This is a genomic window from Bradyrhizobium sp. 170 (assembly GCF_023101085.1).
Lineage (GTDB): Bacteria > Pseudomonadota > Alphaproteobacteria > Rhizobiales > Xanthobacteraceae > Bradyrhizobium.
Genome location: NZ_CP064703.1, coordinates 8510281 through 8534807, shown reverse-complemented (window position 1 = coordinate 8534807; position 24527 = coordinate 8510281). Strand labels below are relative to the sequence as shown.

At 63.4% G+C, this 24527-nt stretch carries 27 protein-coding genes; 18 read left to right on the top strand and 9 right to left on the bottom strand.

Translation table 11 applies throughout. The annotated features are described in order from the left end of the window. Positions 1 to 49 precede the first annotated feature (49 nt). On the top strand, positions 50 to 310 hold the full coding sequence (locus IVB05_RS40230; RefSeq protein WP_247781608.1) for a type VI secretion protein: 261 nt from the start codon (positions 50 to 52) through the stop codon (positions 308 to 310). A gap of 68 nt (positions 311 to 378) precedes the next feature. On the opposite strand, the gene IVB05_RS40225 is transcribed toward IVB05_RS40230, so the two are convergent. After that, positions 379 to 606: a hypothetical protein gene (locus IVB05_RS40225; protein ID WP_247781607.1), complete on the bottom strand. Its 228-nt coding sequence runs from the start codon at positions 604 to 606 to the stop codon at positions 379 to 381. Positions 607 to 651: 45 nt separating this feature from the next. Beyond that, on the bottom strand, positions 652 to 852 hold the full coding sequence (locus IVB05_RS40220; protein ID WP_247781606.1) for a hypothetical protein: 201 nt from the start codon (positions 850 to 852) through the stop codon (positions 652 to 654). A 266-nt stretch (positions 853 to 1118) separates the two neighbouring features. Here IVB05_RS40220 and IVB05_RS40215 point away from each other — a divergent pair, with 266 nt between their 5' ends. The 7 genes from IVB05_RS40215 (at position 1119) to IVB05_RS43625 (ending at position 6991) form a co-directional block, all read left to right on the top strand. Continuing rightward, positions 1119 to 2054 (top strand): class I mannose-6-phosphate isomerase, encoded by a 936-nt coding sequence (locus IVB05_RS40215; RefSeq protein WP_247781605.1) that lies wholly within the window; start codon positions 1119 to 1121, stop codon positions 2052 to 2054. Then, positions 2051 to 4336, top strand: a complete 2286-nt coding sequence (locus IVB05_RS40210; RefSeq protein ID WP_247781604.1) for a glycosyltransferase family 4 protein — start codon at positions 2051 to 2053, stop codon at positions 4334 to 4336. The genes IVB05_RS40215 and IVB05_RS40210 overlap by 4 nt, the downstream gene beginning before the upstream one ends. Before the next feature lie 39 nt (positions 4337 to 4375). Further along, positions 4376 to 5671, top strand: a complete 1296-nt coding sequence (locus IVB05_RS40205; RefSeq protein ID WP_247781603.1) for a glycoside hydrolase family 130 protein — start codon at positions 4376 to 4378, stop codon at positions 5669 to 5671. A gap of 45 nt (positions 5672 to 5716) precedes the next feature. Continuing rightward, positions 5717 to 5959, top strand: a complete 243-nt coding sequence (locus IVB05_RS40200) for a hypothetical protein (RefSeq protein WP_247781602.1) — start codon at positions 5717 to 5719, stop codon at positions 5957 to 5959. Between the two features lie 375 nt (positions 5960 to 6334). Continuing rightward, positions 6335 to 6469, top strand: coding sequence for a hypothetical protein (locus tag IVB05_RS43630; RefSeq protein WP_256473059.1), 135 nt, complete (start codon positions 6335 to 6337; stop codon positions 6467 to 6469). A 95-nt stretch (positions 6470 to 6564) separates the two neighbouring features. Then, positions 6565 to 6804, top strand: a complete 240-nt coding sequence (locus tag IVB05_RS40195; protein WP_247781601.1) for a hypothetical protein — start codon at positions 6565 to 6567, stop codon at positions 6802 to 6804. A 52-nt stretch (positions 6805 to 6856) separates the two neighbouring features. Next, positions 6857 to 6991, top strand: a complete 135-nt coding sequence (locus tag IVB05_RS43625) for a hypothetical protein (protein WP_256473058.1) — start codon at positions 6857 to 6859, stop codon at positions 6989 to 6991. Between the two features lie 103 nt (positions 6992 to 7094). Here IVB05_RS43625 and IVB05_RS40190 read toward each other — a convergent pair whose 3' ends face one another. Further along, positions 7095 to 8060 carry a VOC family protein gene (locus tag IVB05_RS40190; protein ID WP_247781600.1) on the bottom strand — a complete coding sequence of 322 codons (966 nt, stop codon included), beginning with the start codon at positions 8058 to 8060 and terminating at the stop codon, positions 7095 to 7097. A 549-nt stretch (positions 8061 to 8609) separates the two neighbouring features. Between IVB05_RS40190 and IVB05_RS40185 the strand changes: the two genes are divergently transcribed. Together IVB05_RS40185 and IVB05_RS40180 are read left to right on the top strand one after the other, a co-directional pair. Next, on the top strand, positions 8610 to 9176 hold the full coding sequence (locus tag IVB05_RS40185) for a thiamine pyrophosphate-binding protein (RefSeq protein ID WP_247781599.1): 567 nt from the start codon (positions 8610 to 8612) through the stop codon (positions 9174 to 9176). Then, a complete protein-coding gene (locus tag IVB05_RS40180; RefSeq protein ID WP_247781598.1) occupies positions 9173 to 9772 on the top strand; it encodes a thiamine pyrophosphate-dependent enzyme in 600 nt (199 codons plus the stop codon). Before IVB05_RS40185 ends, IVB05_RS40180 begins: the two co-directional genes overlap by 4 nt. A gap of 98 nt (positions 9773 to 9870) precedes the next feature. On the opposite strand, the gene IVB05_RS40175 is transcribed toward IVB05_RS40180, so the two are convergent. Further along, complete coding sequence (locus IVB05_RS40175; RefSeq protein WP_247781597.1) at positions 9871 to 10794, bottom strand: LysR substrate-binding domain-containing protein; 924 nt, start codon at positions 10792 to 10794, stop codon at positions 9871 to 9873. A gap of 169 nt (positions 10795 to 10963) precedes the next feature. On the opposite strand from IVB05_RS40175, the gene IVB05_RS40170 reads away from it, so the two are divergent. Beyond that, positions 10964 to 12196, top strand: coding sequence for a rhodanese-like domain-containing protein (locus tag IVB05_RS40170; RefSeq protein ID WP_247781596.1), 1233 nt, complete (start codon positions 10964 to 10966; stop codon positions 12194 to 12196). A gap of 73 nt (positions 12197 to 12269) precedes the next feature. Here IVB05_RS40170 and IVB05_RS40165 read toward each other — a convergent pair whose 3' ends face one another. Further along, the gene (locus tag IVB05_RS40165; RefSeq protein WP_247781595.1) at positions 12270 to 12989 is read right to left on the bottom strand and encodes a DNA-3-methyladenine glycosylase I; all 720 of its coding nucleotides are present in this window, start codon (positions 12987 to 12989) and stop codon (positions 12270 to 12272) included. A 320-nt stretch (positions 12990 to 13309) separates the two neighbouring features. On the opposite strand from IVB05_RS40165, the gene IVB05_RS40160 reads away from it, so the two are divergent. From IVB05_RS40160 to IVB05_RS40140, 5 genes are all read left to right on the top strand, one after another. After that, positions 13310 to 15202 carry a DEAD/DEAH box helicase gene (locus IVB05_RS40160; RefSeq protein WP_247781594.1) on the top strand — a complete coding sequence of 631 codons (1893 nt, stop codon included), beginning with the start codon at positions 13310 to 13312 and terminating at the stop codon, positions 15200 to 15202. A 52-nt stretch (positions 15203 to 15254) separates the two neighbouring features. Next, positions 15255 to 15545, top strand: a complete 291-nt coding sequence (locus tag IVB05_RS40155; protein ID WP_247781593.1) for a DUF1330 domain-containing protein — start codon at positions 15255 to 15257, stop codon at positions 15543 to 15545. Positions 15546 to 15836: 291 nt separating this feature from the next. After that, positions 15837 to 16118, top strand: a complete 282-nt coding sequence (locus IVB05_RS40150; protein ID WP_247781592.1) for a hypothetical protein — start codon at positions 15837 to 15839, stop codon at positions 16116 to 16118. 1 nt (position 16119) lies between these two features. Continuing rightward, positions 16120 to 16296 (top strand): hypothetical protein, encoded by a 177-nt coding sequence (locus IVB05_RS40145; RefSeq protein WP_247781591.1) that lies wholly within the window; start codon positions 16120 to 16122, stop codon positions 16294 to 16296. Between the two features lie 187 nt (positions 16297 to 16483). Further along, on the top strand, positions 16484 to 17740 hold the full coding sequence (locus IVB05_RS40140; protein WP_247781590.1) for an aminopeptidase: 1257 nt from the start codon (positions 16484 to 16486) through the stop codon (positions 17738 to 17740). 90 nt (positions 17741 to 17830) lie between these two features. On the opposite strand, the gene IVB05_RS40135 is transcribed toward IVB05_RS40140, so the two are convergent. Next, the gene (locus tag IVB05_RS40135; RefSeq protein ID WP_247781589.1) at positions 17831 to 18883 is read right to left on the bottom strand and encodes an amidohydrolase family protein; all 1053 of its coding nucleotides are present in this window, start codon (positions 18881 to 18883) and stop codon (positions 17831 to 17833) included. 134 nt (positions 18884 to 19017) lie between these two features. Further along, positions 19018 to 19845 (bottom strand): MBL fold metallo-hydrolase, encoded by an 828-nt coding sequence (locus IVB05_RS40130; RefSeq protein ID WP_247781588.1) that lies wholly within the window; start codon positions 19843 to 19845, stop codon positions 19018 to 19020. A gap of 151 nt (positions 19846 to 19996) precedes the next feature. Between IVB05_RS40130 and IVB05_RS40125 the strand changes: the two genes are divergently transcribed. Then, positions 19997 to 20941 (top strand): alpha/beta hydrolase, encoded by a 945-nt coding sequence (locus tag IVB05_RS40125; RefSeq protein ID WP_247781587.1) that lies wholly within the window; start codon positions 19997 to 19999, stop codon positions 20939 to 20941. Positions 20942 to 21035: 94 nt separating this feature from the next. Beyond that, positions 21036 to 22019, top strand: a complete 984-nt coding sequence (locus IVB05_RS40120) for a tripartite tricarboxylate transporter substrate binding protein (RefSeq protein WP_247781586.1) — start codon at positions 21036 to 21038, stop codon at positions 22017 to 22019. Positions 22020 to 22021: 2 nt separating this feature from the next. Here IVB05_RS40120 and IVB05_RS40115 read toward each other — a convergent pair whose 3' ends face one another. Further along, on the bottom strand, positions 22022 to 23545 hold the full coding sequence (locus IVB05_RS40115; RefSeq protein WP_247781585.1) for a permease: 1524 nt from the start codon (positions 23543 to 23545) through the stop codon (positions 22022 to 22024). Beyond that, positions 23542 to 24294: an ABC transporter ATP-binding protein gene (locus IVB05_RS40110; protein WP_247781584.1), complete on the bottom strand. Its 753-nt coding sequence runs from the start codon at positions 24292 to 24294 to the stop codon at positions 23542 to 23544. Before IVB05_RS40110 ends, IVB05_RS40115 begins: the two co-directional genes overlap by 4 nt. Positions 24295 to 24527 lie beyond the last annotated feature (233 nt).

Here is a 24527-nt window from a genome sequence, read left to right as displayed (position 1 = left end):
GCGTCGACCTGCTTGATTTGAAATCGCGACCCATCGGGAAGGAATTCGGATGAAAACGACTCTCGCCGTGCTGGCACTGTGCGTGTGTGCGACGGGCGCTCTTGCCGCAGCGCCAGAGTGCCGCGTGATCGAAAACGCCAATGCGCGTCTGTCGTGCTACGACGCCGTGTACCCTCCGAAAATGGAAAAGTCCGCAGTCTCCGAAAGAGACCCGTCGCGAGCCGTCAACAAAGATCCTTTCAACGATCCTTTCAGCGCAGAAGACGCCAGGACCAGCGCCAGGCTGAAGAATATCTGCCGCGGTTGCTGAGATGGAGGCGCCCGGCCGGTAGGGGCCTTGCTCCGCCCGGACGATAACGCCGCGACAGCCAGCTTTTGCTAGCTCAACAAGGTGCGCACCTTCATGGCGGCATCGTAGACCTGGACCTGAAGCATCGGATAAGCGGTCTTCAGCTTTCGGCCGGAGACTTCAGCAGCCTCGGCCGTGTCAAACTCCGACTTGAAATGGCCGTCGACGATCGTCGCGAACCCTTCGGTCGGCGGCCTGTCGGCCCGCACCGCCTTCTTCGGCTCCGGCTCTTCAATGGATAGCAGGGGTTTCTTCATCGTCATTCCTTTCGCGTTCACCGCGATGATGTCGTTGGAACTGGCTCAGCGGCTGGTCTGAATGGGCGGCGGCATAGGATGGAGAGATGTCGTTCCGATCTTGCCGGAGATTCGCCGGGCCTCGCCAGAACAGGCCCGGACGCCCATCGCTTTGCAGGCTGGATAGGCGGTGATCGGTGTAGCAGACGCTCTTTTCGTCACGATGTCGAGGGAAATCCCCACAGCGAAGGCAAGGTCGGCGTTCATGCCGCATCCGATCCAATCGCGATAGCAACGTGATATGGAACCGGGATCGATCTCCAGCGGCCCGGGCCATGCTCGGTGTGCCGTCTTCTACCGCGCGCGAAGCAAAATGGTTGCTATTGGGTAAGGCAGTATCCATATGACCAACAGCGTACCCGGTTTCGCAACAAGGCGAGTCCGCAGACGCGACGCTTAGCCACACAATCCTGCAGACGATATCGACCAACGGCATGTCGCTTCGGCATGCGCGTTACGGGTCAGGAGACGCTATGTCCATCGAACACGCGTCCGTGCAGGCCATGCGCAAGCCTTGGGGCGTCAGCGATCTCCAGCCATGGAGCAGCGTCGACGGTACCGGGGATGCCGTGGGAGAGCTTTGGTTCGAGCGCGCCGACAGCAATGCGCCTATTCCTGCCTTGCTTCTCAAGCTGCTGTTCACCAGCGCGCCGTTGTCGATTCAGGTTCATCCCGACGATACGTTTGCGCGCGCGATGGGGATGCCGAACGGCAAGAGCGAAGCATGGTACATCATCTCGGCGGAGCCGGGCACGCAGATCGGCGTCGGCCTGAATCGACGGATCACACCACAGGAATTACGCGCGGCGACAACGAATGGCTCGATCGTTGAGCTGATTCAATGGTGTCCGGTTGCGAAAGGCGATGTCATCTTCATTCCGGCCGGCACCATCCACGCTCTCGGCGCCGGCATCGTGCTCGCCGAGATTCAGCAGCGCAGCGACACGACATTTCGCCTGTTCGACTACGGCAGAGCGCGTGAATTGCACATCGACAATGGCGTAGCAGTCGCCAACGTCTTCCCGCCTGGGCCTCCACGTCAACCGACCCGCCTGACTCTTGAGCGGACGGTTCTGGTCGCGAGCCAACATTTTGTGCTCGAGCGGCTCGATCTGCCCGGAGGTTCAAGCTGGGCGCTGCTCGCCGATTCGGAAACCTGGGTTCTCGCGCTTGAAGGCCATGCGGCGATCGGATTGGCCGCGCTATCCGTCGGGCAGGCGATCTTCGTCGGCGGCGGTCGCGCCAGCATCGAAGTCGGTGCCAACGGATTGACCGCCCTGGTCGCGTATCCCGCAAGCGCTCCGATCGGCTCCCTTTTGCACAGGCTTTCCGGGCGATCGACCAGACCTGTTCAGGCCGTTGCCGCCGAGCTGGCGGAACTCACTGGCCTCGCCGAGGCGCGTACATGACGCCGCTCCGCAGGATCGCAGTGCTCGGCAATTCGTTGCCTCGCCGCTGCGGAATCGCAACATTTTCGACGGACCTGCAACGCGCGATCTCGAATTCACGGCCAAACCTGCAAACCTGCATCGTGGCGATGACCGACCACGATCAGACCTATGACTATCCTGCTTCGGTCGCATTGCAGATCAAGGACGACAGTATCGAGGAATATGTCAGCGCCGCTGCGTTTCTCAACGCCGGCCGGTTCGACATTGTCTGTCTGCAGCACGAGTTCGGAATTTTCGGCGGCGACGCCGGAGCCCATATCCTGGAACTGCTGTCGCGCCTGACCATGCCGGTCGTCACGACGCTGCACACGGTGCTGTCCGCGCCGACGGCGGCTCAGCGCGCGGTGATGGGGCGTATCGCCGAGATGTCCTCGAAGGTTGTCGTGATGGCCAGCAAGGGCCGTGAACTGCTGCGCAACGTCTATCGCGTGCCGGACGACAAGATCGAGGTCATCGCCCATGGCATTCCCGACTTTCCGTTTGTCGCGCCGGACGCGGCAAAGGCCAAACTCGGATTCAGCAACCGGTCGGTCATTCTGACGTTCGGTTTGCTGTCCCCCAGCAAGGGCATCGAGGTCATGATCGACGCCATGCCCTCGATCCTGCAAAGGCGGCCGGACGCCGTCTATGTGGTGCTCGGTGCCACGCATCCCAACCTGGTTCGCGACCAGGGCGATGCCTATCGCGGAAGCCTGATGGCGCGCGTGCGCAAACTTGGCGTCGAGGATCACGTCGTATTCCTCGACCAGTTCGTGGATCAGGCCACGCTGCTCGAATTCATTTCAATGTGCGACGTCTATGTCACGCCCTATCTCAACGAGGCGCAGATGACGTCGGGCACGCTGGCCTACAGCTTCGGCCTCGGCAAGCCGGTGGTCTCGACGCCTTACTGGCATGCGCGCGAGCTGTTGGCCGACGGCCGCGGCGTTCTCGTTTCCTTTGGCGACCCGATAGAGACCAGCAACGAAATAGCGGGCCTGCTTACCGACGACCCTCGCCGGCAGGCGATGCGGGAGCGCGCCTACGCTGCCAGCCGATCGATGACATGGGAGCGCACTGCCGAGCGTTACATCACCGCCTTCGAAAATGCACGGCACGGCCACCGGCTGAAGGTGATCGCGCGTGCCGCGCCGGACGCGATCTCGCCGCACGGCCCTGCGGTGCCCGATATGCAATTGGGTCATTTCCTGTCGATGTGCGATGATACCGGACTGTTCCAGCACGCCGTGCATTCGGTGCCGGATCGCGCGCACGGTTACTGCGTGGACGACAACGCCCGCGCGTTGCTGTTGGCTTGCGCGCTCAATGAGCCGGGCGAGCACCCGCTTTCGGAAAGCCAGACCGGCCGCTTTGCCGCCTTTGTGCAGCATGCGTGGAATCCCGATACCAGGCGCTTTCGCAACTTCATGGGTTTCAACCGGACCTGGCTCGAAGATGAAGGCTCCGAGGACAGTCACGGGCGAACCCTGTGGGCCCTGGGTGAATGCGCGCGAAAAGATGCCAGCCGGTCACGGCGGCGATGGGCGGCGGCCTTGTTTGCCGAAGCTCTGTCGACCGCCGCGGCTTTTCGCTCGCCTCGCGCAATGGCCTTCACGCTTCTCGGTCTGGACGCCTATTGCGCCGTAGCTCCGGATGATCAGCGCGCCCGTGAGATCAGGCATTCTCTTGCCGACACGCTGGTGTCTGCCCTCGCTTTGGTCGAGACGCCGGACTGGGTGTGGTTCGAGGAAGTTTTGGCATATGACAATGCGCGCTTGCCGCAGGCCCTGATTGCGACCGGCCTCGCAACGCAAACGCCGGCCTATGTCGATGCCGGCTTGAGAACCCTGCGTTGGTTGATGACGCTGCAAACGACGTCGACCGGGCATTTCCGCCCGGTGGGTACGACGAGCTTCGGCGAACTTCGAAAGCCGCCCGGGACCTTCGATCAGCAGCCGGTGGAAGCCACCGCCACGATTGCGGCGTGCCTGACCGCGTGGCGCGCCGACGGCGATGCCGAATGGAAGGCCATCGCGGCCGGAGTTTTCTTCTGGTTCTTCGGCGGCAACGACCTGTCGGTTCCGCTCGTCGATTCCGAGACCGGCAGTTGCCGCGATGGACTGCATCCCGATCGTGCCAATGAAAATCGCGGCGGCGAGTCGGTCGTGTCCTATCTGCTGGCGTTGGCCGAGATGCGCCAGCTTGCGCGCGCCAATATCAATCCGACGAATCCCGTGGCGCTTCGCGCCATCGGCGCTTGAGTTAAGCGTCCATTCACGCAAACGCGAACAGAGGACACCTTGTTACAAGCCACTTTTGTCAATCGGCGGGCGCTTTATCTGCGGCCTGATCCCGCGCGCGTGATCGTACGTCCGTTCAAGCCGGCGACCGAACCGCGCGATCTCAACCCGACCGACAAGACGCGTGCCAACCATATTGTCGAGCGCGTTCTCAATCTCGATCCGCAGGCTGCGGCCGGCCAGCTGGCCGACGTGCTGGAGAATTTCCAGGGCCGGCACCGCAACCTGCTGGAGACGTTTGAGCGCCGGGCCGACGAAATGGAGGAGGCGCTGCTGGCGCACTGTACGTTTTCCGAAGTGCAGCGCCAGCTCCTCGGCGCCTACTTCCTGCACGAATATTCCTTCGAAGCGTCGGCACTGTTCAATCCCAGCATCGTACCGCACCCCGACCAGTCGGGAATCCCGAACGGCAGTCTGCGCTTCATTCTGAGCCTGCGAGCCGTCGGCGAGGGGCACGTATCGTCCCTGACGTTTCGAGCCGGCGCCATCGCGGCGGACGGCAGCATTCGAGTCGATCCGACGGCCCGGCTCGCCACAAGTCCCCGCATCACGCATCGGACGGCCGGACCGATCGGCGACGAAGTCGAAATCGTTTTCGAGCCGGCGCCGGACATCAGCGAACGCGTGATCTTTCCGGTGACGGAATCGCAATCGAACGGCATCGAAGACGCGCGCTTCGTCCAATTCAGCGATGGTGGCCGGACGACCTATTATGCGACCTATACCGCCTACAAGGGCACCGCGATCCGATCGGAGCTGATCGAGACCACCGACTTCCTCTCGTTTCGGATGACGCCGCTGCAAGGCGCAGCCGCGCGCAACAAGGGCATGGCGCTGTTCCCGCGCAAAATCGACGGCAGATACGCCATGATCGCGCGACAGGACAACGAGAATCTCTATCTGGTCTATTCCGACGACCTCTACAGATGGGAAGGCGGTCAGCCGATCCTGAAGCCGCAATTTCCCTGGGAGTTCGTGCAGATCGGCAACTGCGGATCGCCGGTCGAACTGGAGGAGGGCTGGCTGATGCTGACGCATGGTGTCGGCCCGGTCCGAAAATATTCGATCGGCGCGGCACTGCTCGACAAACGCGATCCCTCCAGGGTGCTGGCGCGTTCGAGCGAACCGTTGTTGCGACCCGAACCATCCGAACGCGAAGGCTATGTTCCCAATGTGGTCTATACCTGCGGGGCGATGACGCACAATGATCAGCTCATTTTGCCCTATGCCGTATCGGATACGTACTCCAACTTTGCAACGATCCAGATTTCCGCGTTGATGCGATCGATGTCCTGAATCGGAAATCGCTCGGTTCGGCCTGCGTCCTCAAAGGAGCGCCCCATGGTTCGCGAAACAAGCTATTTCGTTCAGGCCTTCGACGCCGGCCGGGGAGGAAACCTGAAAGCGGGCGCCCCGATCGCCTGCAAAACGGCAACGGGCGCGCTTCGCACCGCAGAGCGGCTAGCCTTGAGCAAGCTCGGGGTTGTTGCCTTTTCATCCACCGGCGACCCTGAGATGGGCGACTATGATGACGAGCCGACGGTCATCTTCCGCAAGGGAGAGCTGCCATCGGCTTTCGATTGAGACAGGCCCGGCAACTTTCCGCGGATCGGGCCTGCTTTCGGACCGAACATCTCGATCTGCTTCGAGCTGGAAGCGACGGGATTGCGTCAGCTATCCTTCCGTAACCGCGATTGAGGTTGGGACACGTTAAGTGCGAGCATTACCGCTGGAAGGGCGCTCGTGATTGTCTCCGCGGTGTTTTAGCGCTCGCTATTCCCGCGACGCGAGCCTAGGGTCGATCATCACCGCGTTTCCCACGGCGTCGATCGGTGATTGAGGGCTGAGAATGCTCACGCCCGGGGCGAACGGAGCTTTTGTTGTCCCACGCTTGCTTGGCCGCCGACCGGACCGTCCCGCAGTTCCATCCTTTGTTGGTGTCGGCCGTGGTATCCCTGCATGGATAGGACGACCGAACTGCATTACCTGATCAGCGGCAACAATCAGTTTGGCCGGGTCAATCTTAGCCGTGCGGCGGCGGAGGCGGCCGTCAAGAAGGCAAACGAGCTTTGCAGGAAGGTTATTTGGACGTGAGGATATCCACGCCCCGGGGCCGGATCCTGTTGTCTGATGAGTTCGATCAGCTTGAAGGCTAGCGGAGCGCCCACCAGAGGTCCCGGAGGCAAGCCATGAGCGTCAGAGCCTTCAAGACTGCCGATGAGCTCCAGGATTTGATTGTCGAGCGGGCAAGGACCCTCCATGGTCCCTGGCCGTCGGGGATGACGATGTTTGTTTTCGACGATGCTTACGGATGGAGCGCGAGCATCAGTCGGCCAACGTCGGAGGCCGACAATTTCTATCGCACCCGCACGCTCGATCTGATCAGGACGTTGAAAGTCAGATATGATCTGGACGGGCCTCGCCTCTAGTCGGCGAGTTTGCGTTAGTTCCGGCGTCACCATCAACCCTAGGGAGATCGACATGGCTAAAGGCGAGCAAAGAGGCAATCGGGAAACCAAGAAACCCAAGAAGGAGAAGATCAAGGTGATTGCCGCAGCACCGAGTCAGAAGACCGGAGGCTGGCAGCCGACCTTGGGTACCGGCAAGAAGAAATAATGCTTGACGTCCCCTGGCGGGGACGGACCTCATTTTCCGGGCCGCGGTCGCATGGTCTGTCGAGGGTCCGCTGAGCAGGGCTAATCGATGATTGCTGCCAGTATCAGACTTTGATCAGCCGCAGCTTCGTGCCCCAGGGATCGGCGGTCTCGATGCCGTTCTCGATCGCTGCGGCCGGTGCGCCCACCTGCCGCAGGCGCAGCGTTTGGGCCTCAAGAATTTGCTGCGCCGCGACCTCCAGCGAAAACCACGCAAGCCCGGTGGCTGTGTCGTCGCGCGGCCCGGCGCCGGCGCTCTGCCAGACGTTGATCCCGAGGTGATGGTGATAGCGGCCTGAGGAAAGGAACGCGGCGCCGCTTCGCTTGCGGGTCGGGTCGAAGCCGATGGCGCTGCCATAAAAGCGGTCGGCCTGTTCAAGATCGCCGACGCGCAGGTGCATGTGGCCGATGCGCAGATCATCGGGGGCCTTGGCATAGTTGGTCGTGCCCGTATCCGTCAGCGCCAGGAGGCCGTCGATGTCGAGCTGGTCCGTTGCCATGGCGACCGAGCCGCCATCCCATTTCCAGGTTTCGGGCGCGCGATCGGCATAGACCTCGATACCGTTGCCTTCGGGGTCGTCTAGATAGACGGATTCGCTGACGAGGTGATCGGCGAAGCCGGAGAGCGGGACCTTGTTCTTCGCCGCGTGCACCAGCCAGCGCGCGAGATCCTTGCGCGTCGGCATCAGGAACGCAGTGTGATAGAGCCCCGCCGCGTTGCGCGCCTCGCGCGCGGCGCCCTCGCGCCGTTCGAGGTCGAGCAGCGCCACGCCGCCCGAGCCGAGACGCACGCTGGTGGCCGTGCGCTGCATGACGGCGAGGCCGATCGCGTCACGATAATAGTCGGTCACCTTGTCGAGATCGCGCACCCGCAGCGTCACCATGCCGATCCGCATCGGCGTCCGGTTGGCAAAGGTCGGCCCGCCGCCGCCTGCGGTCCCCTCGGCTTGCGCCGCCGCGATCGCCGCTGCGCCCAGCGAGGAAGCGCCGGCGAGGTGAAGCAACGTGCGGCGGGTCAGGTCAATGGTCATGAAAGCTCCTCCGGCGATCGGTATAGCGAAGCAAATCCTGCGCCGGATTCCAAGCCGAAGTAGTGCCGCTCCCGGCAAGGTGAACAGCAAACCTCGGGCGTATCACGTCGCGAGAATGCGCAGGCTGGTTCAGCCGTCATTGCGAGCGCAGCGAAGCAATCCACCTTTCCGTTTGTGGCGCTATGGATTGCTTCGCTGCGCTCGCAATGACGGGGAAAGAGCCTCGCTTCGGTGTCCATCCCCTGAGGAGGCCGCAGAGCGGTCGTCTCGAAGGGTGAGTTTTCGTAGGATGGGTGGAGCGAAGCGATACCCATCGCCACACGCACCGGCGTTGATGGGTATCGCGGAGTTTATCATCGGGCCGGCCGAAGGCCGGACCCGTTGGCTCCACCCATCCTACGGTATCGTCGTCGCCCAAATCTCACCCCTCCCACCCCAGCCTTTCAATTTTGCGATAGAAGCCATGTCCACATTCAAATTCCTTAAGGCCAGGCGGCGATCTATGGTTCGCACCAATCAACCCTGAGATCGCAGAGGAAACGGAGCCCGATGGCCGAAGCAGCAAAATCACGGAGCGAGGCGGCGCCAGCGCTGCCGACGTGGCCGGACGAGATCTATCGCGTGCTGAAGGACGCCGGTATTCGCCAGGTCGCGATGGTGCCGGACGCCGGCCACAGCCGCCTGATCCGTTCCTTCGAGGCCGATCCCGAAACCCGCGTCGTGACGCTGACGACGGAAGAAGAGGGCGTAGCGATGCTGGCCGGCGCGTGGCTCGGTGGCGAGCGGGGTGTCCTGCTGCTGCAATCGAGCGGCGTCGGCAACTGTATCAACATGCTGTCGCTGCCTGTCATCTGCCATATGCCGCTATTGATGATCGTCACCATGCGCGGCGATTGGGGCGAGTTCAATCCGTGGCAGATCCCGATGGGGCAGGGCACGCGCCCCTCGCTCGAGGCCATGGGTGTGATCGTGAACAAGGTGGACGAGCCTGATCTCGTCGCTTCCGCCGTGCAGGGCGCGGCGCACCTCGCCTTCAACAGCTGGAAGCCGGTGGCGGTCCTGATCGGACAGCGGGTGCTCGGCGCCAAGAATTTCAAGGAGCTTGCCCGCAAATGACCAATCCGAACGCACTTCTGCATCGCCGCGACGTCGTCAACGAATTGGTGCGTGATCGCGCCGATCTCCTCGTCATAGCCGGCCTCGGCGCGCCGAACTGGGACGTCTCCGCCGCCGGCGATCATCCCAATAATTTCCCGCTCTGGGGTGCGATGGGCGGCGCCTCCATGATCGGGCTCGGGCTGGCGCTGGCGCAGCCCAAGCGCAAGGTGCTCGTCATCACCGGCGACGGCGAGATGCTGATGAATGTCGGCTCGCTCGCGTCAATCGCGGTGGAAGCGCCGAAGAATCTCACGATCGCCGTCCTCGACAATGAGCGTTTTGGCGAGACCGGCATGCAGAAAACGCCCACGGCTTTCGGCGTCGACCTTGCCGCCATCGCAACCGCCTGCGGCATCCGCACCTCGCGCATCGTCCGGACGATGGCTGAAGTCACCGAGCTGCGCGACCTCACGCATGAGGGAAGGGGAACGGCCTTCGCGCAGATCAAGATCAATCCCGAAGCGCTGGCCTTCGTGATGCCGCCAGCGGATGGCGTCATCCTGACGACGCGCTTCCGGCAATCGGTGCTGGGAGACGAGGCGCTGTTTAATTGAGGAGTGCAGCTACGACTCTGTAAATCCGTCATGCCCGGGCTAAAGCGCGAAGACGCGCTTCGCGCTTCTGCCCGGCCATGACGGCGAACATAGCGGGACTACGCCGTCATGTTGATCTTCCACAGCCCTTCCTTGGAGAGCTGCTGAATCTCCGACACGATCAGCGTCGCAATCGTCGTGGTTGCGATCGACGGCGGATGGGCGATCGGCGAAGCGAGAATCAGTTCGCGCGACACCGAGGGGCTGACGGCGGTCATCTCCAGCCGTTTCGCCGCCACTTCGGTGCGGATGGCGGAGGGCGGCAGCAGCGTATAGCCGAGCCCTTCCTCCATCAGGCTGATCTGCGCGCGGTAGGAATCGACCTCGATCATCGCCTCGATCTTCAATTTCTCGCGCGCCAGCGCCTTCTCCAGCAGCGCCCGCAAGCCGTGCGAGATGCTCGGCAGGATCAGCTTCTGCTTCACCAGCCATTTCAGGTCGACCTGCTTTCGCTTGCCGAGGCCGGATCCCGGCGGCCCGACGGCGACGATATCCTCACGGCCGATCGACTGGACCTGAAGATGCAAATCCACTGCCGGGCCGTAGATGATCGCGAGATCCATCTCGCCGCGGTGCAGCCACTCGACCAGATGCCCGCCATAGCTCTCCACGATGCGCAGCGAGACGTCGGGAAACTCGGTGATGACGCGGCGGGCGAACCGTCCGGACAGCACCGCGCTTACCGTCGGCACCAGCCCGAGGATGACGCGTCCCGACGGATTGCCGTTGGCCGATTTGAGGTCATCGCTGACCTGTTCGATCTGGCGGATCAGCCCGGTGGTGCGGTCGAGCAGCATCCGGCCGGCGCTGGTCAGGAGCATGCCGCGGCCATTGCGGACGAACAGCTCGACGCGAAGCTCGTGCTCGAGCAGCTTGATGTGCCGGCTGAGCGCGGGCTGCGCGGCGCGCAGCCGGTCCGCGGCCTTGCTGAGGCTGCCGAGTTCCGCGACGGCGCGGAAGGTGCGCAATTGTTTGAGGTCCATCGGATGCCTAAGTGCTCATTCAGCGGGCATCATACGCGGTTTCGGGCAAGTCCGTGCAATTAGAACAATGCTCCCATGACAGGAGAGTTAATGGCGTTGCCGGGAGTGACGGGCAGCGCGCGATGCTGTTAGTCATCGAAGTACGATCCACACTTGGAATTCCCGATTCATGACCTTTCCGTCCGTCACCCCGTCCAAAGTCCGCACCGCGCTGCTGCTGCGCGAGGAAATCGCGCTGCTCGATATCAGGCACGAGGCCGTCTTCGCCACCGGCCACCCCCTGTTTGCCGCCAACATGGCGGCTGGCCGGATCGCGCTGGAGGCCGAAGCGCGGATGCCGCGCAAGGACGTTCCGATCGTCCTTTACGATGACGGCGAAGGCCTCGTTGCCATGGCGGCGGACCGCCTGAAAGCCTTGGGCTACACCGATGTCAGTTTACTCGAAGGCGGGCTGCAGGGCTGGAAACAGGCCGGCTTTGAGCTGTTCCGGGACGTCAATTCCTATGCCAAGGCCTTTGGCGAACTGGTAGAGACGCGGCGGCATACGCCTTCGCTGGCCGCCGAGGAAGTCGGCGCCCTGATTGCGAATGGCGCCAACATTCAAATCCTCGATGTCCGCCGGTTCGACGAATACGCCACCATGAATATCCCGGGCTCGATCAGCGTGCCGGGCGCCGAGCTGGTGCTGCGCGCAGGCCGCGCCGCGCCGGATTCCGAAACCACGATTATCGTCAATTGCGCCGGCCGTACCCGCTCGATCATCGGCACCCAGTCGCTGATCAATGCCGGCGTCATCAACAAGGTGCGGGCGCTGCGCAACGGAACGATCGGCTGGACGTTGGCCAAACAGAATCTCGAACATGGCGCGGGCAGGCGCGGCGAGATCGGCGCCATCGCGGGCGGCGAAGCCAATGCGCGCGACGTCGCCTATCGCGCCGGCGTCCGGCACATCGGCCTAGCGGAAATGGCGGCGCTGCAGGCGCAGGCTGATCGCACGCTGTACCGCTTCGACGTCCGCTCGGAGGAGGAATACAGCGCCGGCCATCTCGCGGGCTACCGTCACTATGCCGGCGGGCAACTGGTGCAGGAGATCGACATGGCGGCTCCGGTGCGTGGTGCGCGCATCGTGCTGACGGACAATAGAAGCGTCCGCGCGGACATGACCGCGTCCTGGCTCGCGCAGATGGGATGGGAAACCTACGTGCTCGAAGGCGGCTATGATCGCGTGCTGGAGATCGGGCCGCCGCAGGTAATCCCAAAGCCCGATCCGTCATACCGGTATCGCCGTCCCTATGAGGGCACCGATGTCAAGGAAAGCGCGATGCAGGCCTATCTCGACTGGGAATACGGCCTGGTCGAACAGCTCCGCCGCGACGCCACGCATGGATTCTTCGTCATCTGATTCCAGGTCGACGAAATCCAGCCGGGTGGGTTGGGCGGACTTGTCGCGCCGTAGCTCGAAGAGCGAAGGTGGATCAATCGTCGGCACCCATCATGCTCTCGAGCTTGTCCGCCGCATAATTCTCGCCAATCGACAGCGCACAGATCCGCGAGAGCTGCACGTAAGCTAGCCCCGTCTCCTCAGCCCATGCATTGAACTGTGCCTGCACCTTGGCGAGGTCGCGCTTCGAAGTCACCGTCTCCGCGATGTTGAGCCCGGCGTCGCGCAGGCACAGCACCACATCCCTCGACGTGACAAAACCGTCCCAGCCGAGGAAGCGCAGCATCATCTGCCCGGTATTGCCGCCGAGCCGGCTGCCGCGCTTGGCCAGGAGTTCGAGCAGCCCGGCCTCGTCGGACGAGGGCCAGTTGGCGAGGAACTTGCCGAAACTGCCATGCTCCCTGGCGATGTCCCTAACAAAGCTTGCATTGGCGCGCACCGACATGATCTTGGCGCCGTTGCGCACGATCCGCGTGTCCTTCATCAGATCGTCCCAGAACTCGTCCGGCTGCAGCGTCAGCGGACCCGGCTTGAAGCCGAGAAACGCCTTCTCAAAACCCGGCCATTTGCTCTCGATCACGCTCCAGGCAAACCCTGCGCAAAACACCCGCCTAGTCATTTCGGCGAGAATCCGGTCGTCGCCGAGCCTGGCGAGCGCCTTCGGGTCGGGCTTGGCCGGCAGCAACCTGGCGAGCGCCTTGGGGCTGCCCTTGCGCTTCTCGGCCCGGGCGCGAATGGTCTTGAACGCGGTCACGGTGTCCGGCCCCCTTGAACGACGGCTGATCTGAAAAACATGCGCGAAACGCCTCAAAACGGCAGTGTAGCCGATCGTTCCGGGATTCCCAGCGTCGCGGTGCATGCCGCGTGCAAGGTTAACCGGCGCAGAAGTGATCGGCTGATCTGCAAAGAATGGATGGCGTATTGGCTGGTTTTCGCCTAAAGCATCCCCACCTCAGTGAAATCGGTCAGGCCGTACGGCTGCGCTTCGTGAAATGCGCAGCTTCGAGCCATTTTCGGTTCGGGGCGGTATTCAACATTTTCGGCTGATAGAGCCAACCTAAGGTCTGACATCTCGTGACATTCTTGACCACAAGTCCGCCGCTCGCCCGAGCTTTGGCGGAGCGCAACTTCGATCAGCTAACACAGGTCCAGACCGCGGTGCTGGCCGATGACGCTGCCGGCCGCGACCTCCTGGTCTCGGCGCAGACCGGCTCCGGCAAGACCGTCGCCTATGGACTGGCGGTTGCGACGAATCTGCTCGATGGCGCCGAGCGGTTCGAGCGTGCCGCGGCTCCCTTGGCATTGATCGTCGCGCCAACCCGCGAGCTGGCACTTCAGGTGCATCGCGAACTTGCCTGGCTCTATCAATATGCCGATGCGCGCGTGGTTTCCTGCGTCGGCGGTATGGACCCGCGTCGCGAGCAGCGCGAGCTCGCCGCGGGCGCGCACATCGTGGTCGGCACGCCGGGGCGGCTCTGCGACCATTTGCGGCGAGGCCGGCTCGACGTTTCGGAACTGAAGGCGATCGTGCTTGACGAGGCCGACGAGATGCTCGATCTCGGTTTTCGCGAGGACATGGAGTTCATCCTCGAGGCCACGCCGGACGATCGCCGCACGCTGCTGTTTTCGGCGACCTTGCCGCGCGGCATCGTCGCGCTGGCGAAGGAGTATCAGCAATCGGCCTTTCGCGTCGAAGTCGCGGGCGAAGAAGGCGGCCATGCCGACATCGAATATCGCGCCATCCGGATTGCCGCCGGCGATGTCGAGCATGCCGTCGTCAACACTTTGCGATTCTACGAATCGCCAAGCGCGCTGGTGTTTTGCAATACGCGGGAAGCCGTCCGGCATTTGCAGGCGACGCTGCTGGAGCGTGGCTTCTCTGTGGTCGCGCTGTCGGGTGAATTGACTCAGAACGAGCGAACGATGGCGCTGCAGGCGTTGCGGGATGGGCGCGCCCGTGTCTGCGTCGCGACCGACGTGGCGGCGCGCGGCATCGACCTGCCGAATCTCGATCTCGTCATTCACGCCGATATTCCGAACGATCCGGAAGTCATGCAGCATCGCTCCGGCCGTACCGGGCGCGCGGGCCGCAAGGGCGTCAGCATCCTTTTGGTGCCGCCGGCGCGCAGGCGCCGCGCCGAGGTGCTGCTGAACCTGGCCGGCATCGATACGCTCTGGGGCACGGCGCCCCAGCCGGATGAAATTCGTAAACTCGATCAGGAGCGCATGCTGAAAGATGCGCTGTTTTCGGAGGAGACGACGCCTGAGGATATGGCGCTGGCGCAAGCCTTGCTCGCTGAGCGTTCGGCGGAAGACATCGCCGCGGCGCTGGCGCGACTCTATCGCGCGCGGCTGCCGTCGCCCGAGGACATTCTCGATCCCGGGCAGGGCAGTGGCCGGTCCCGCGAGGATCGCGGCCGGGAAAGGGAAGGCCGTCCGCCGCGCGGCGACGATCGCAGCGCCGGGCCGCGATCGAAGAAGGGGAAATCATCGCCGCGTCACGCCATGGGCGAAGGCAGCGTCTGGTTCCGTGCCTCCATCGGCAGCCGCAAGAATGCGGAAGCACGCTGGCTGTTGCCGATGATCTGTCGCCGCGGGGGCATCGACAAGTCTGACATCGGTGCCATCCGCATCATGGATACCACCTCCGAATTCGAGATTTCCGCCCGTGCCGCGGAATCCTTTGCCGTCAAGATCCGGCGTCCCGACAAGGAAGACAACATCCGTATCGAGGCGCTCGGCGATGCACCGCCGCGTGAGGAGGTGCGCAAGCAGGAGTGGACACCGAAGCCGCACGGCAAAAACGCAAAGAGCTCTGATAAGCCGGGGTTTGACAAGCAAGCGCGTTACGATACGAAGAAACCGCATCGGGATAAGCCGGCTCACGCCGGCAAGCCGCGGCACGAAAGCGGGGCGCCTGCGAAGGCTGCCTTCGGCAAGAAGAAAAAGAAGAAGTTTCGCGATTGACCAGACGATGGCGGTGAAGGCGCCGCTTGGCATCGTGAGATGAGGGGTCGTCATGAGCGTCTACATTATCGCCCAGTTGAAATTCACTCGCCACGAACTCTACGACCGCTATCAATCGCGCTTCATGGACGTGTTCAACAAATTCAAGGGAAAATTGCTGGTGGCGGACGGGCATCCGGTGGTGCTGGAAGGCGAGTGGCCGCGCGACAAGGTCGTGATCATGGAATTTCCGGATGAGGACGCGGCGAAGGAATTCCAGAATTCGCCCGAGTATCAGGAGATATCGGTCGATCGCAAGGCAGGCGCCGACGCCATCGTGCTGACGGTGAGAGGCCTGGGCTGAGCGCAGCGAGCTGCTTCATTCCCTCTGGAATCCCTAATCGTCGTCAACCACCCTGCATCTGGACTTCGGCGGACAAGAAATCCTTCGCCCGCAAGCAGCCTCGAAGCGCTAAATTGATCCGCACGGGATGACACAAGCGCGTCTCGCCTCAAGCGCGTGTCAAGGGTTCATCAAGCTTCCTCACATCCATTTGTCTCGCGCGAAGAAGCTGCTGTGAACTATCTCACAGCCCTTCCTCGCGTCCGCTGACATTTTGCCCGCGCGAAACACACACCACGCGGGGCATCAGCGATGCGTACTCCCTCCATTGAAGGCGAGCCCAGGCCGCGCACGAAGCGCAAGGGATTCTTTACGCGCCTGCTCGAAGCGCTTCACCGCTCGCGGCGCCGCGACGCGATACGGGTGCTGCGTCGTTACCGTCATTTGATTGCCGGGCAGGCCCAGGTTCGTCCCGCGAAGCCTGTGCCGGAATCCCGACAAACCGAAAAGAGCAGCCAAAATGCCCACGGAAATAACACGCGCGTCCGCGCCGATCGCAAGGCGCGGCGGGACACCGGGATCCAGTCGACGTGACGTGACGCCGCTCAGCCTCACTGCGCTCGCCATCATCGCCGTCCTCGTAGTGGTCGTCCATGTCGCCAGTGGCGAGATGGTCGATCGCTCGCATGTGAACTCGTCGGCCGCTCCAGCCGACGAATTCATCCGTCCGGTGGACGCCAGGCAGCCGGGACTATCGCTGCCATTCGACTAGAGCAGCGTAGTTTGCTGGTTCCATGCTCGGCATTGTTGCATTCCGGAACACCAACGAGGCCGGGTTTCGCCGGACCATTCTTGTGCTATTGCTGGTGTCAGGCGCTTCGTTCGCTTTGGCTTGATGGTGTGATCACGGCCGGAGGTTGCGAGGCCTTCAAAAACCAACAGCATTGGCCGAAAGAATCATGACTGCACATCAGCGCAATGTTTCCGCCTCGATCGATCCCGTGAAACTGGACCGCCTTGCCGAAGTCGCGGTCAAGGTCGGCTTGCGGCTGCAGCCGGGACAGGACCTGCTGCTGACCGCGCCCTCGGTCGCGCTGCCGCTGGTGCGCCGGATTGCCGAACATGCCTACAAGGCCGGCGCTGGAATCGTGACCCCGTTCCTGTCGGATGAGGAGATCACGCTGGCGCGCTATCGCTACGGTCACAACGAGAGTTTCGATCGCGCCGCCAGCTGGCTCTACGAGGGCATGGCGAAGGCGTTCACCGCCAACACCGCGCGGCTGGCCATCGTCGGCGACAATCCGATGCTGCTGTCGGGCGAGGACCCGACCAAGGTCGCGCGCGCCAGCAAGGCCAATTCGGTCGCCTATCAGCCGGCGCTGGAGAAGATCGTCAATTTCGAAACCAACTGGAACATTATCGCCTATCCGAGTCTGTCCTGGGCGAAGCAGGTTTTCCCCGATGATCCGGAGGACGTCGCGGTAGCAAAGCTGGCGGATGCGATCTTTGCAGCGTCCCGCGTCGATCAGGACGGCGCCGTCGCGGCCTGGGAAAAGCACAACGCCGTGCTGCGCGAGCGGACCGAATGGCTGAACGGCCAGCGCTTCCACGCGTTGAAATATTCCGGCCCGGGCACGGATCTTACGATCGGTCTCGCCGACGGCCACGAGTGGGAAGGCGGCGCCTCGACCGCCAGGAACGGCATCACCTGCAACGCCAACATCCCGACCGAGGAAGTCTTCACCACGCCGCATTGCCGGCGCGTCAGCGGGCACGTCGTCTCGTCCAAGCCGTTGTCCTACCAGGGCACGCTGATCGACAACATTGCCGTCAGGTTCGAGGAAGGCCGCATCGTCGAGGCAAAGGCATCGCGCGGTGAGGAGGTGCTGAAGAAGGTGCTCGACACCGACGAAGGCGCCGCCCGTCTCGGCGAAGTGGCGCTGGTGCCGCATTCCTCGCCGATCTCCAAAAGCGGGCTGTTGTTCTTCAACACGCTGTTCGACGAGAACGCCGCTTCCCATATCGCGCTCGGCCAATGCTACTCGAAATGCTTCGTCGGCGGCGACAAGCTGACCCCGGCGCAGATCGCGGCACAAGGCGGCAACAAGAGCCTCATTCACATCGACTGGATGATCGGATCAAGCGAGACCGACATCGACGGCGTTCACGCCGACGGAAGCCGCGTGCCGGTGTTCCGCAAGGGCGAGTGGGCGTGAGACGATTGCAGGCCCGCGGCGCTAGCTAAATTGCTCGCGCGAATGTGCGCGCGCCGCGGTGACGCGGCGTCCCTCTGCTCTCAAGAAAGATCACTCAAGTTTCAGCCTGTAGAACTCCGTCGCCGTCCTCGAGAACAGCGCCGTCTTCTCGGCCTCGCTATATTGCGCGGCCAGCCGCTTGAAGGCGTTGAAGATCACCTGATAGCTGCACTGGCCCTTGTCCGGCGGAAAATTGCTTTCGAACATGCATCGACCCGGCCCAAACGCCTCGATGCAGGTTTCGATATAGGGACGCCATGCGGCGGCGGCTTCTTCGGAAGACGGTGGCTTGGGCCGCAGATGAAAATCGTAGCCGAGCAGGCACATCGCGAGCCCGCCGAGCTTGACGACGACGTTTTCACATTTGGCGATTTCCTGGATCGAGGCCTTCCACACGGGGAAGATTTCCTCGCGCCGGCCGGCATAGCTGCCGATGCCGATCGGTCCGCCGCAATGATCGAGCACGATTCTGGTGTCGGGAAAGACGCGGGCGAGATCGGTGAGTTCGCCGATCTGGGGGTGAAACAGCCAGGCGTCGAAGCTCAGGCCCAGTGGGGCGAGGCAGGCAAAGCCCTTGCGAAACGTGCTGTCGAGCAACAGCCCCTTGGGCCGCGTCGCATACATGCCGGCCACGTTGGGATCGGCATCCCAGGCGGAGGAATGCCGGATGCCGCGGAAGCGGCCGTTGCCGGCAATGATCTCCGCCTCCAGCACGGCCTTGGCGCCGTCGCCGAGCAAGAGATTGACGTGGCTGACGATGCCGGCACAGATCGCGGCCTTGCCGTAGCCGCCGCTCGCCGCCATCGCAGCGACGCCATTGGCAAACTCGACCTCGCCGACGGGGCGAAACGCCTCAGGGCCGTGCGCGCGGTACATGGAGCGGCAGTCGACATAGACGGTAGCGACGATGTTGTGCCCGGAAGCGATGTCGGTCGCCATCTCCTCGATCATGTAGCGCAGGCCGCCGCGGTCCCAGAGATGGTGATGCGGGTCGACGATCGGGCGTGCGGGATCGATGATCTCCTCGGTGTGTTGTGCCAGCCAGTCTTCGCGCGGATCGGCGTAGAGCCCGCTTCTGGAGGCGGGTGCAGTGCTGGCGGCCATGAGTGTCGCTCCCCGATTATTGCTGCTTGTTGTTCGTCATTGCGAGCGTAGCGAAGCAATCCATCTCTTAGTTTGCCGCACCATGGATTGCTTCGCTTCGCTCGCAATGACGGCCGTAGGCAGTTGTGCCCAAACTACACCCCGTCCAGAATGATCACCGTCGGCGTGCCCGGCAGCGTATCCCGTGAAATCTTCAGGGTCCGCTCGCTCTGCTGGTCGATGACGAACTGCTGGCCGATCAGGCGCATGAATTCATCGAGCGGGGTGGCGAAACGGTGCATCGGCAGCACCACGGAGGCGCGCAGCCGTTTGGTGATCTCGGAGACGCCGTCGAGCGACATCGTATAGGTGCCGTCGATCGGCACCATCACGATATCGAGCCGACCGATCGCCGCGAAATGCGTCTCGTCGAGCTTGTGATGCAGATGGCCGAGATGGCCAATGCAGAGGCCGGCGACCTCGAAGATGAAGATCGAGTTGCCGTCCTTGATCATCGCCCCGGAGCCCTCGCCGTAGTAGCGGCGGATGTCGGTAGGGACGTTGCGGATATAGACGTCGCCGACCCGCGTTGAGACATGCGCCGCCTGGCCGTTCTCTCCCCAGCCGTGCAGGACATGTGGAATTTTTGGATCGGGAAACAGCGTGTAGTGCGTCGAATGCGCCCGGTTCATGGTGACGACGTCGGGCAGGCGGCCGGTGCGGTAGACGCCGTTGAAATCGGTCCCGATCCGCACGCCCTCGGGCGTGTCGATATAATAGGTGGAATGCCCGACATAGGTGATCGCGACTTCTTGCGGCTTGGCGGCGGTGCGGCGAAGGCTGACCGGGATCGCGAGCGGCGGGGCGTTCGCCATCGCCAGGCACTCGCTGCGCAAGGGCTGCTGCTGGGCGGCTGCCGGGACGATCAGCGAACCGAGCAAGGCAAGGGCTGTGGCAAGGGATACGTTAAGGGATCGCAACATGGCATGACCCATCCGTGGCAAAGGCCGCAGGCCGCACTGTATCGCCGAATTCCGGAAACGTCATGATGACATTCGCGCACGGCACCGCGCCGGATTTGCTTCATCGGGGGCGGGCCATGCCATATTGTAAGATGCATCCAAGGAGTTCGCCGTGACTGAAAAGACCGCCGCCTCGGCCCCGGGTATCCCGTCATCGAAACGGCTGGAGCCGTTGCGCCAGGTCGATGCCGGCGTCCTCAGCATCGCCTGTTACGAGGCGGGTCCCGCCGATGGACCGGCCGTGATGCTCATGCATGGCTTCCCCTACGACATTCATTCCTATGTCGACGTCGCGCCGCAACTGGCCGCGCAAGGCTGCCGCGTCATCGTTCCCTATTTGCGCGGCTACGGCCCGAACCGGTTTCGCAGCTCTGCGACGCCGCGCTCCGGCGAGCAGGCCGCCATGGGCGCCGACATGATGGCGCTGATGGATGCGCTTGGCATCCGCCGCGCGGTGTTCGCGGGCTATGACTGGGGTGGCCGGGCAGCTTGCGTCGGCGCGGCGCTATGGCCGGAGCGCTGCATCGGGCTCGTCTGCGTCAATTCCTACCTGATCCAGGATGTCGCCAACGCCATGGCGCCGCAGCGCCCCGAGCGCGAGGTGGCGCTGTGGTACCAGTATTACTTCCAGCTCGAGCGTGGCCGCGCGGGACTGGCCGCCAACCGGCGCGAGATCGCCAGGATATTGTGGACGCAATGGTCACCGAACTGGCCGTTCGACGATGCCTGTTTCGAGCGAACTGCAACGGCCCACGACAATCCCGATTACGTCGACGTGGTGATTCACAGCTATCGCCATCGCTTCGGCCTTGCCGAGGGCGATCCGCAATATGCTGAAATCCAGCGCAGGCTGGCGGCGCTGCCTCCAATCACCGTGCCAACGATTACATTGGACGGCGCAGGCGACGGCGTTGCGCCGGCAACCGATGGCATCGGCAGCGCGTCGAAATTCACCGGCCGCCGCGTTCATCGCGTGGTGCCGCGCGCCGGACATAATCTGCCGCAGGAAGCGCCCGAGGTGTTTGCCGCGGCGGTGATGGAGTTGATCCGCGCCTAGGTCCAGTTTGCCGCATGGCAAGCGGTGCCAAAAACCGTCATCCTCCCTGCGCAAGTCCTCTTCAGAAGGACAGAATTTTACGGGGCGGAATTCCATGGCAAAGCGTCACGTCTTGCTTGCGATCTGGCTGGTGTCCTTTGCCTCGATCACATCGGCCTCCACATCGGCCTTGGCCGAGGAATTCCCCAGCCGTCCGATCACCTGGGTCGTGCCATTCGCGCCGGGCGGCATCACCGACACGACATCACGCATCGTCGCCGAGGAAATGTCGAAGACGCTTGGCCAGTCGGTGGTGATCGACAACCGTGCTGGCGGCGGCGGGGCCGTCGGCACCGAGCAGGTGGCCCGCTCCAGGCCCGATGGCTACACGATGATCTACGGCACGCAGGGCACGATGGCGGCCAACGTCACGTTACGCAAAAACCTGTCCTACGATCCGCTGACGAGTTTTCTGCCGGTGCATCTGGTCGGAGAAAGCCCGAATCTGTTCGTCGCCTATCACGGCGCACCCTATAATTCGGTGCCGGAGTTCATCGCCTACGCCAAACAGAATCCGGGCAAGGTGACGTTCTCCTCCTCGGGCGTCGGCACCGCGACGCATCTGGTCGCCGAACTGTTCAAGACGGTCACCGGCATCGAGATGCAGCACGTGCCCTACCGGGGCAGCGCGCCGGCGCTGAACGACATGATCGCCGGCCGCGTCGATGTCATGTTTGACTATCCAGTCTCGGTCGGCCCGCATGTCGAGGCCGGCAAGCTGAAGGTGCTGGCCACGACCGCGCCGGATCGCCTGCGCGCATTTCCTGATGTGCCGACCATGGCCGAGCTCGGCATGAAGGAGATGACGACCCAGAGCTGGTCATCGATCATGGTGCCCGCAGGCACGCCCGCGCCGGTCGTCGACCGTCTGGCGGCGGCCGCGCATGCGGCGCTGTCGTCGGAGCGCGTGCGCACGCATTTCGAAAAGGTCGGCACCCGCCCGATGATGCTGCAGAAGGCCGAGATGATCCCGTTCATCGAGAAGGAGATCAAGCGCTGGGGTGATGTGATCGAGCGGGCAGGGCTGGAGAAGCAGTAGGACTAGCTCCGCCGCGGGCTGATCTTCCACGTCGCCGCGAGAATCGCCGCGGTCATCGCGCCGCTGATGACGGCGGCGATCGGGATCGTGACCGCCAGCGCTGCGGTGGCGGCCCAGCCGATCGAGCAGAAGGCTTCCGCGAATGTCGCGAGCCGCGACGAGGTCTGGCGGCGGCGGAACTGGCTGCGCCTGGCCTGCACGCGGAACCAGAGCTGGATCGCAGCCGCCGAGACGGTAGCGACGATGACGCCGAGCGCGGTGACGATCGCCTGCGTCACGGAGGCAAACGCCAGTGCTGCGATCAGCGGCACGAAGATGGCGCCGATCGAGAGAAGCACCACTTCGATCTTGGCGCGGATCACGCGCGACGGCGGCAGCGGTGCGGTCGCGACCAGGTCGGCGGCATCTTCTCCCGATATCGTCAGCCAGGCGAGGCCGCCGGCGAGCTGGCCGGCCGCCATCACGATCACGGGCGTGATCAAGACGATCGCGTCCGAGCTTTCGGAAAAACTTCGCCACAGCATCAGGGCCGGCGGCACCAGATACAGCAATTGCATCAGGCTTTGCGACAACAGCCACGGATCGCGCCGCAGCAGCAGAAACTCCTTCGTGCGCAGCGCCTGTTGCCGTGAGCCGCCGCGAAATGCGGTCGCGCGCGGTCCGCGACGGACGGTGGGGGCGGTTGCAGCGACACTGACGACGGTATCGGCAAATCTCGGCGAAAAGACCGCCATCACGACGCCGAGCAGCAGGAGCCCGCCGGCCATCAGCCACGACAGCACCATGCCATCGCCGATCGCCGCGCGCGCCGGCCACCACAGCGGGCTGTCGAGCGCCGGCGCATAGGCTGAAGCGGCGTCGGAGGTCAGCACCGTAAAGCGAGACAATGTTCCGTAGGAAAGGATGGCTGCGACCTGGAGCGCGATGACGAAGCCGGCACCGATGATGGCGGCCACGATCTGCGCGACGAGGCGGGTACGGCCTGGGCCGATCAACCGGAACAGCGCGACCGTGATCGCGATCGCAACGGCCGCGGCCGTAAGGCCAATGGCGATGACGACGCCGAACGCAGAAAGCCATCGGATGCCGCCGCCGATCACGAGAACGTCGACAAAGGGCGTCGACAGCAACAGCGCCATCCCGATGACGGACAGCCCGATCGCCGCGATCCGCACCGAGAACACGTTGGCGAGATTCGCCGGCGACGACATGATGAGGTCGAGATCGGCGCGGGCGTAGAACACCCGCGTCACGGATTCGATGGCCTGCGACAGCATCAGGGCCCAGGCGAGGAAGATGGTCGCCGTGATGACGATCAGTTCCGGCTTGCCGAGCGGGGCCTGCAAATCGGCGAAGCGGCCGATCACGGCGTAGGCTGGCAGGTGCATGATGGCGACGAACACGATCAGGGCGATGATCGCGCGCTTTCGCTTGCCACGTCTGCCGGCAATCACCGCCAGCCATTCACGCCACGCCAGCCGGATCTCGTGGCGGGCAAACCAGCTGAGCGCCGCGGCCGAACTCATGCGGCGGCCGCGTCGGTGTCGACGAGCGCGATGAACATGTCTTCGAGGCTGGTGTCGTTGCGGCCATTCTGCTGGCGTAGCTCAGTGAGCGTGCCCTCGGCCACCAGTTTGCCTGCGGCGATGACGCCGATACGGTCGGCCATCCGCTCGGCGACTTCGAGAATATGCGTCGTCATGATCACGGTGCAGCCGGCGCGGACGCGATCCTGCAGCAATCCCTTGACGTGGCGTGCCGACAGCGCATCGAGGCCGGTCAACGGCTCGTCCAGGATGATCAGCCGGGGATCGTGAACCAGCGCGCCGGCCAGCGCCACCTTCTGGCGCATGCCCTTGGAAAATCCCTCGCAACGTTCGTGCAGATGCGGCTCGAGTCCAAGCGACAGCAGAAGCTTGTGCGCGGAGGGCTCCGACACGACAGGGTCGATGCCCCAGAGGCCGGCGACGAATTCGAGATATTCCAGCGGCGTCAGCTTGTCGTAGATCATCGGCTCGTCGGAGACCCAGGCCATGACCTGCTTGGCGGCGACGGGATCGGCGAGCGCATCGATGCCCAAAATGGAGACCGAGCCGGCGTCGGGCTTGAGCAGGCCGGCGACCATCCGCAACGTCGTGGTCTTGCCGGCGCCGTTGGGACCGAGCAGGGCGTAGAACTCGCCGGTCCGAATGGTGAGGTCGAGCGCGTCGACCGCCGGGCGGTCAAAACGCTTCGTTAACCCTCGCACTTCGAGCGCCGATAGATCTGACTTCATGGCTTCCGGGCGATCCAGTTGTTTGTTGTGGACCATGGACCGAAGAACTTTCGGCACCGTGAATCTCGCGGCCCAAATCGTGCCGAACCCCGCAACTTCCCGGGCTGCGGCATTTCTGCGCAATTCTTAACAACGCCGCGGCCAGCGTTTTGTTGACAGCGGTCGGCGCTTTGGGCTCAATGTGAACGGGACATATGCAGCTGTTCGGCATCGCGGATGCCGGCTAGCGTGTA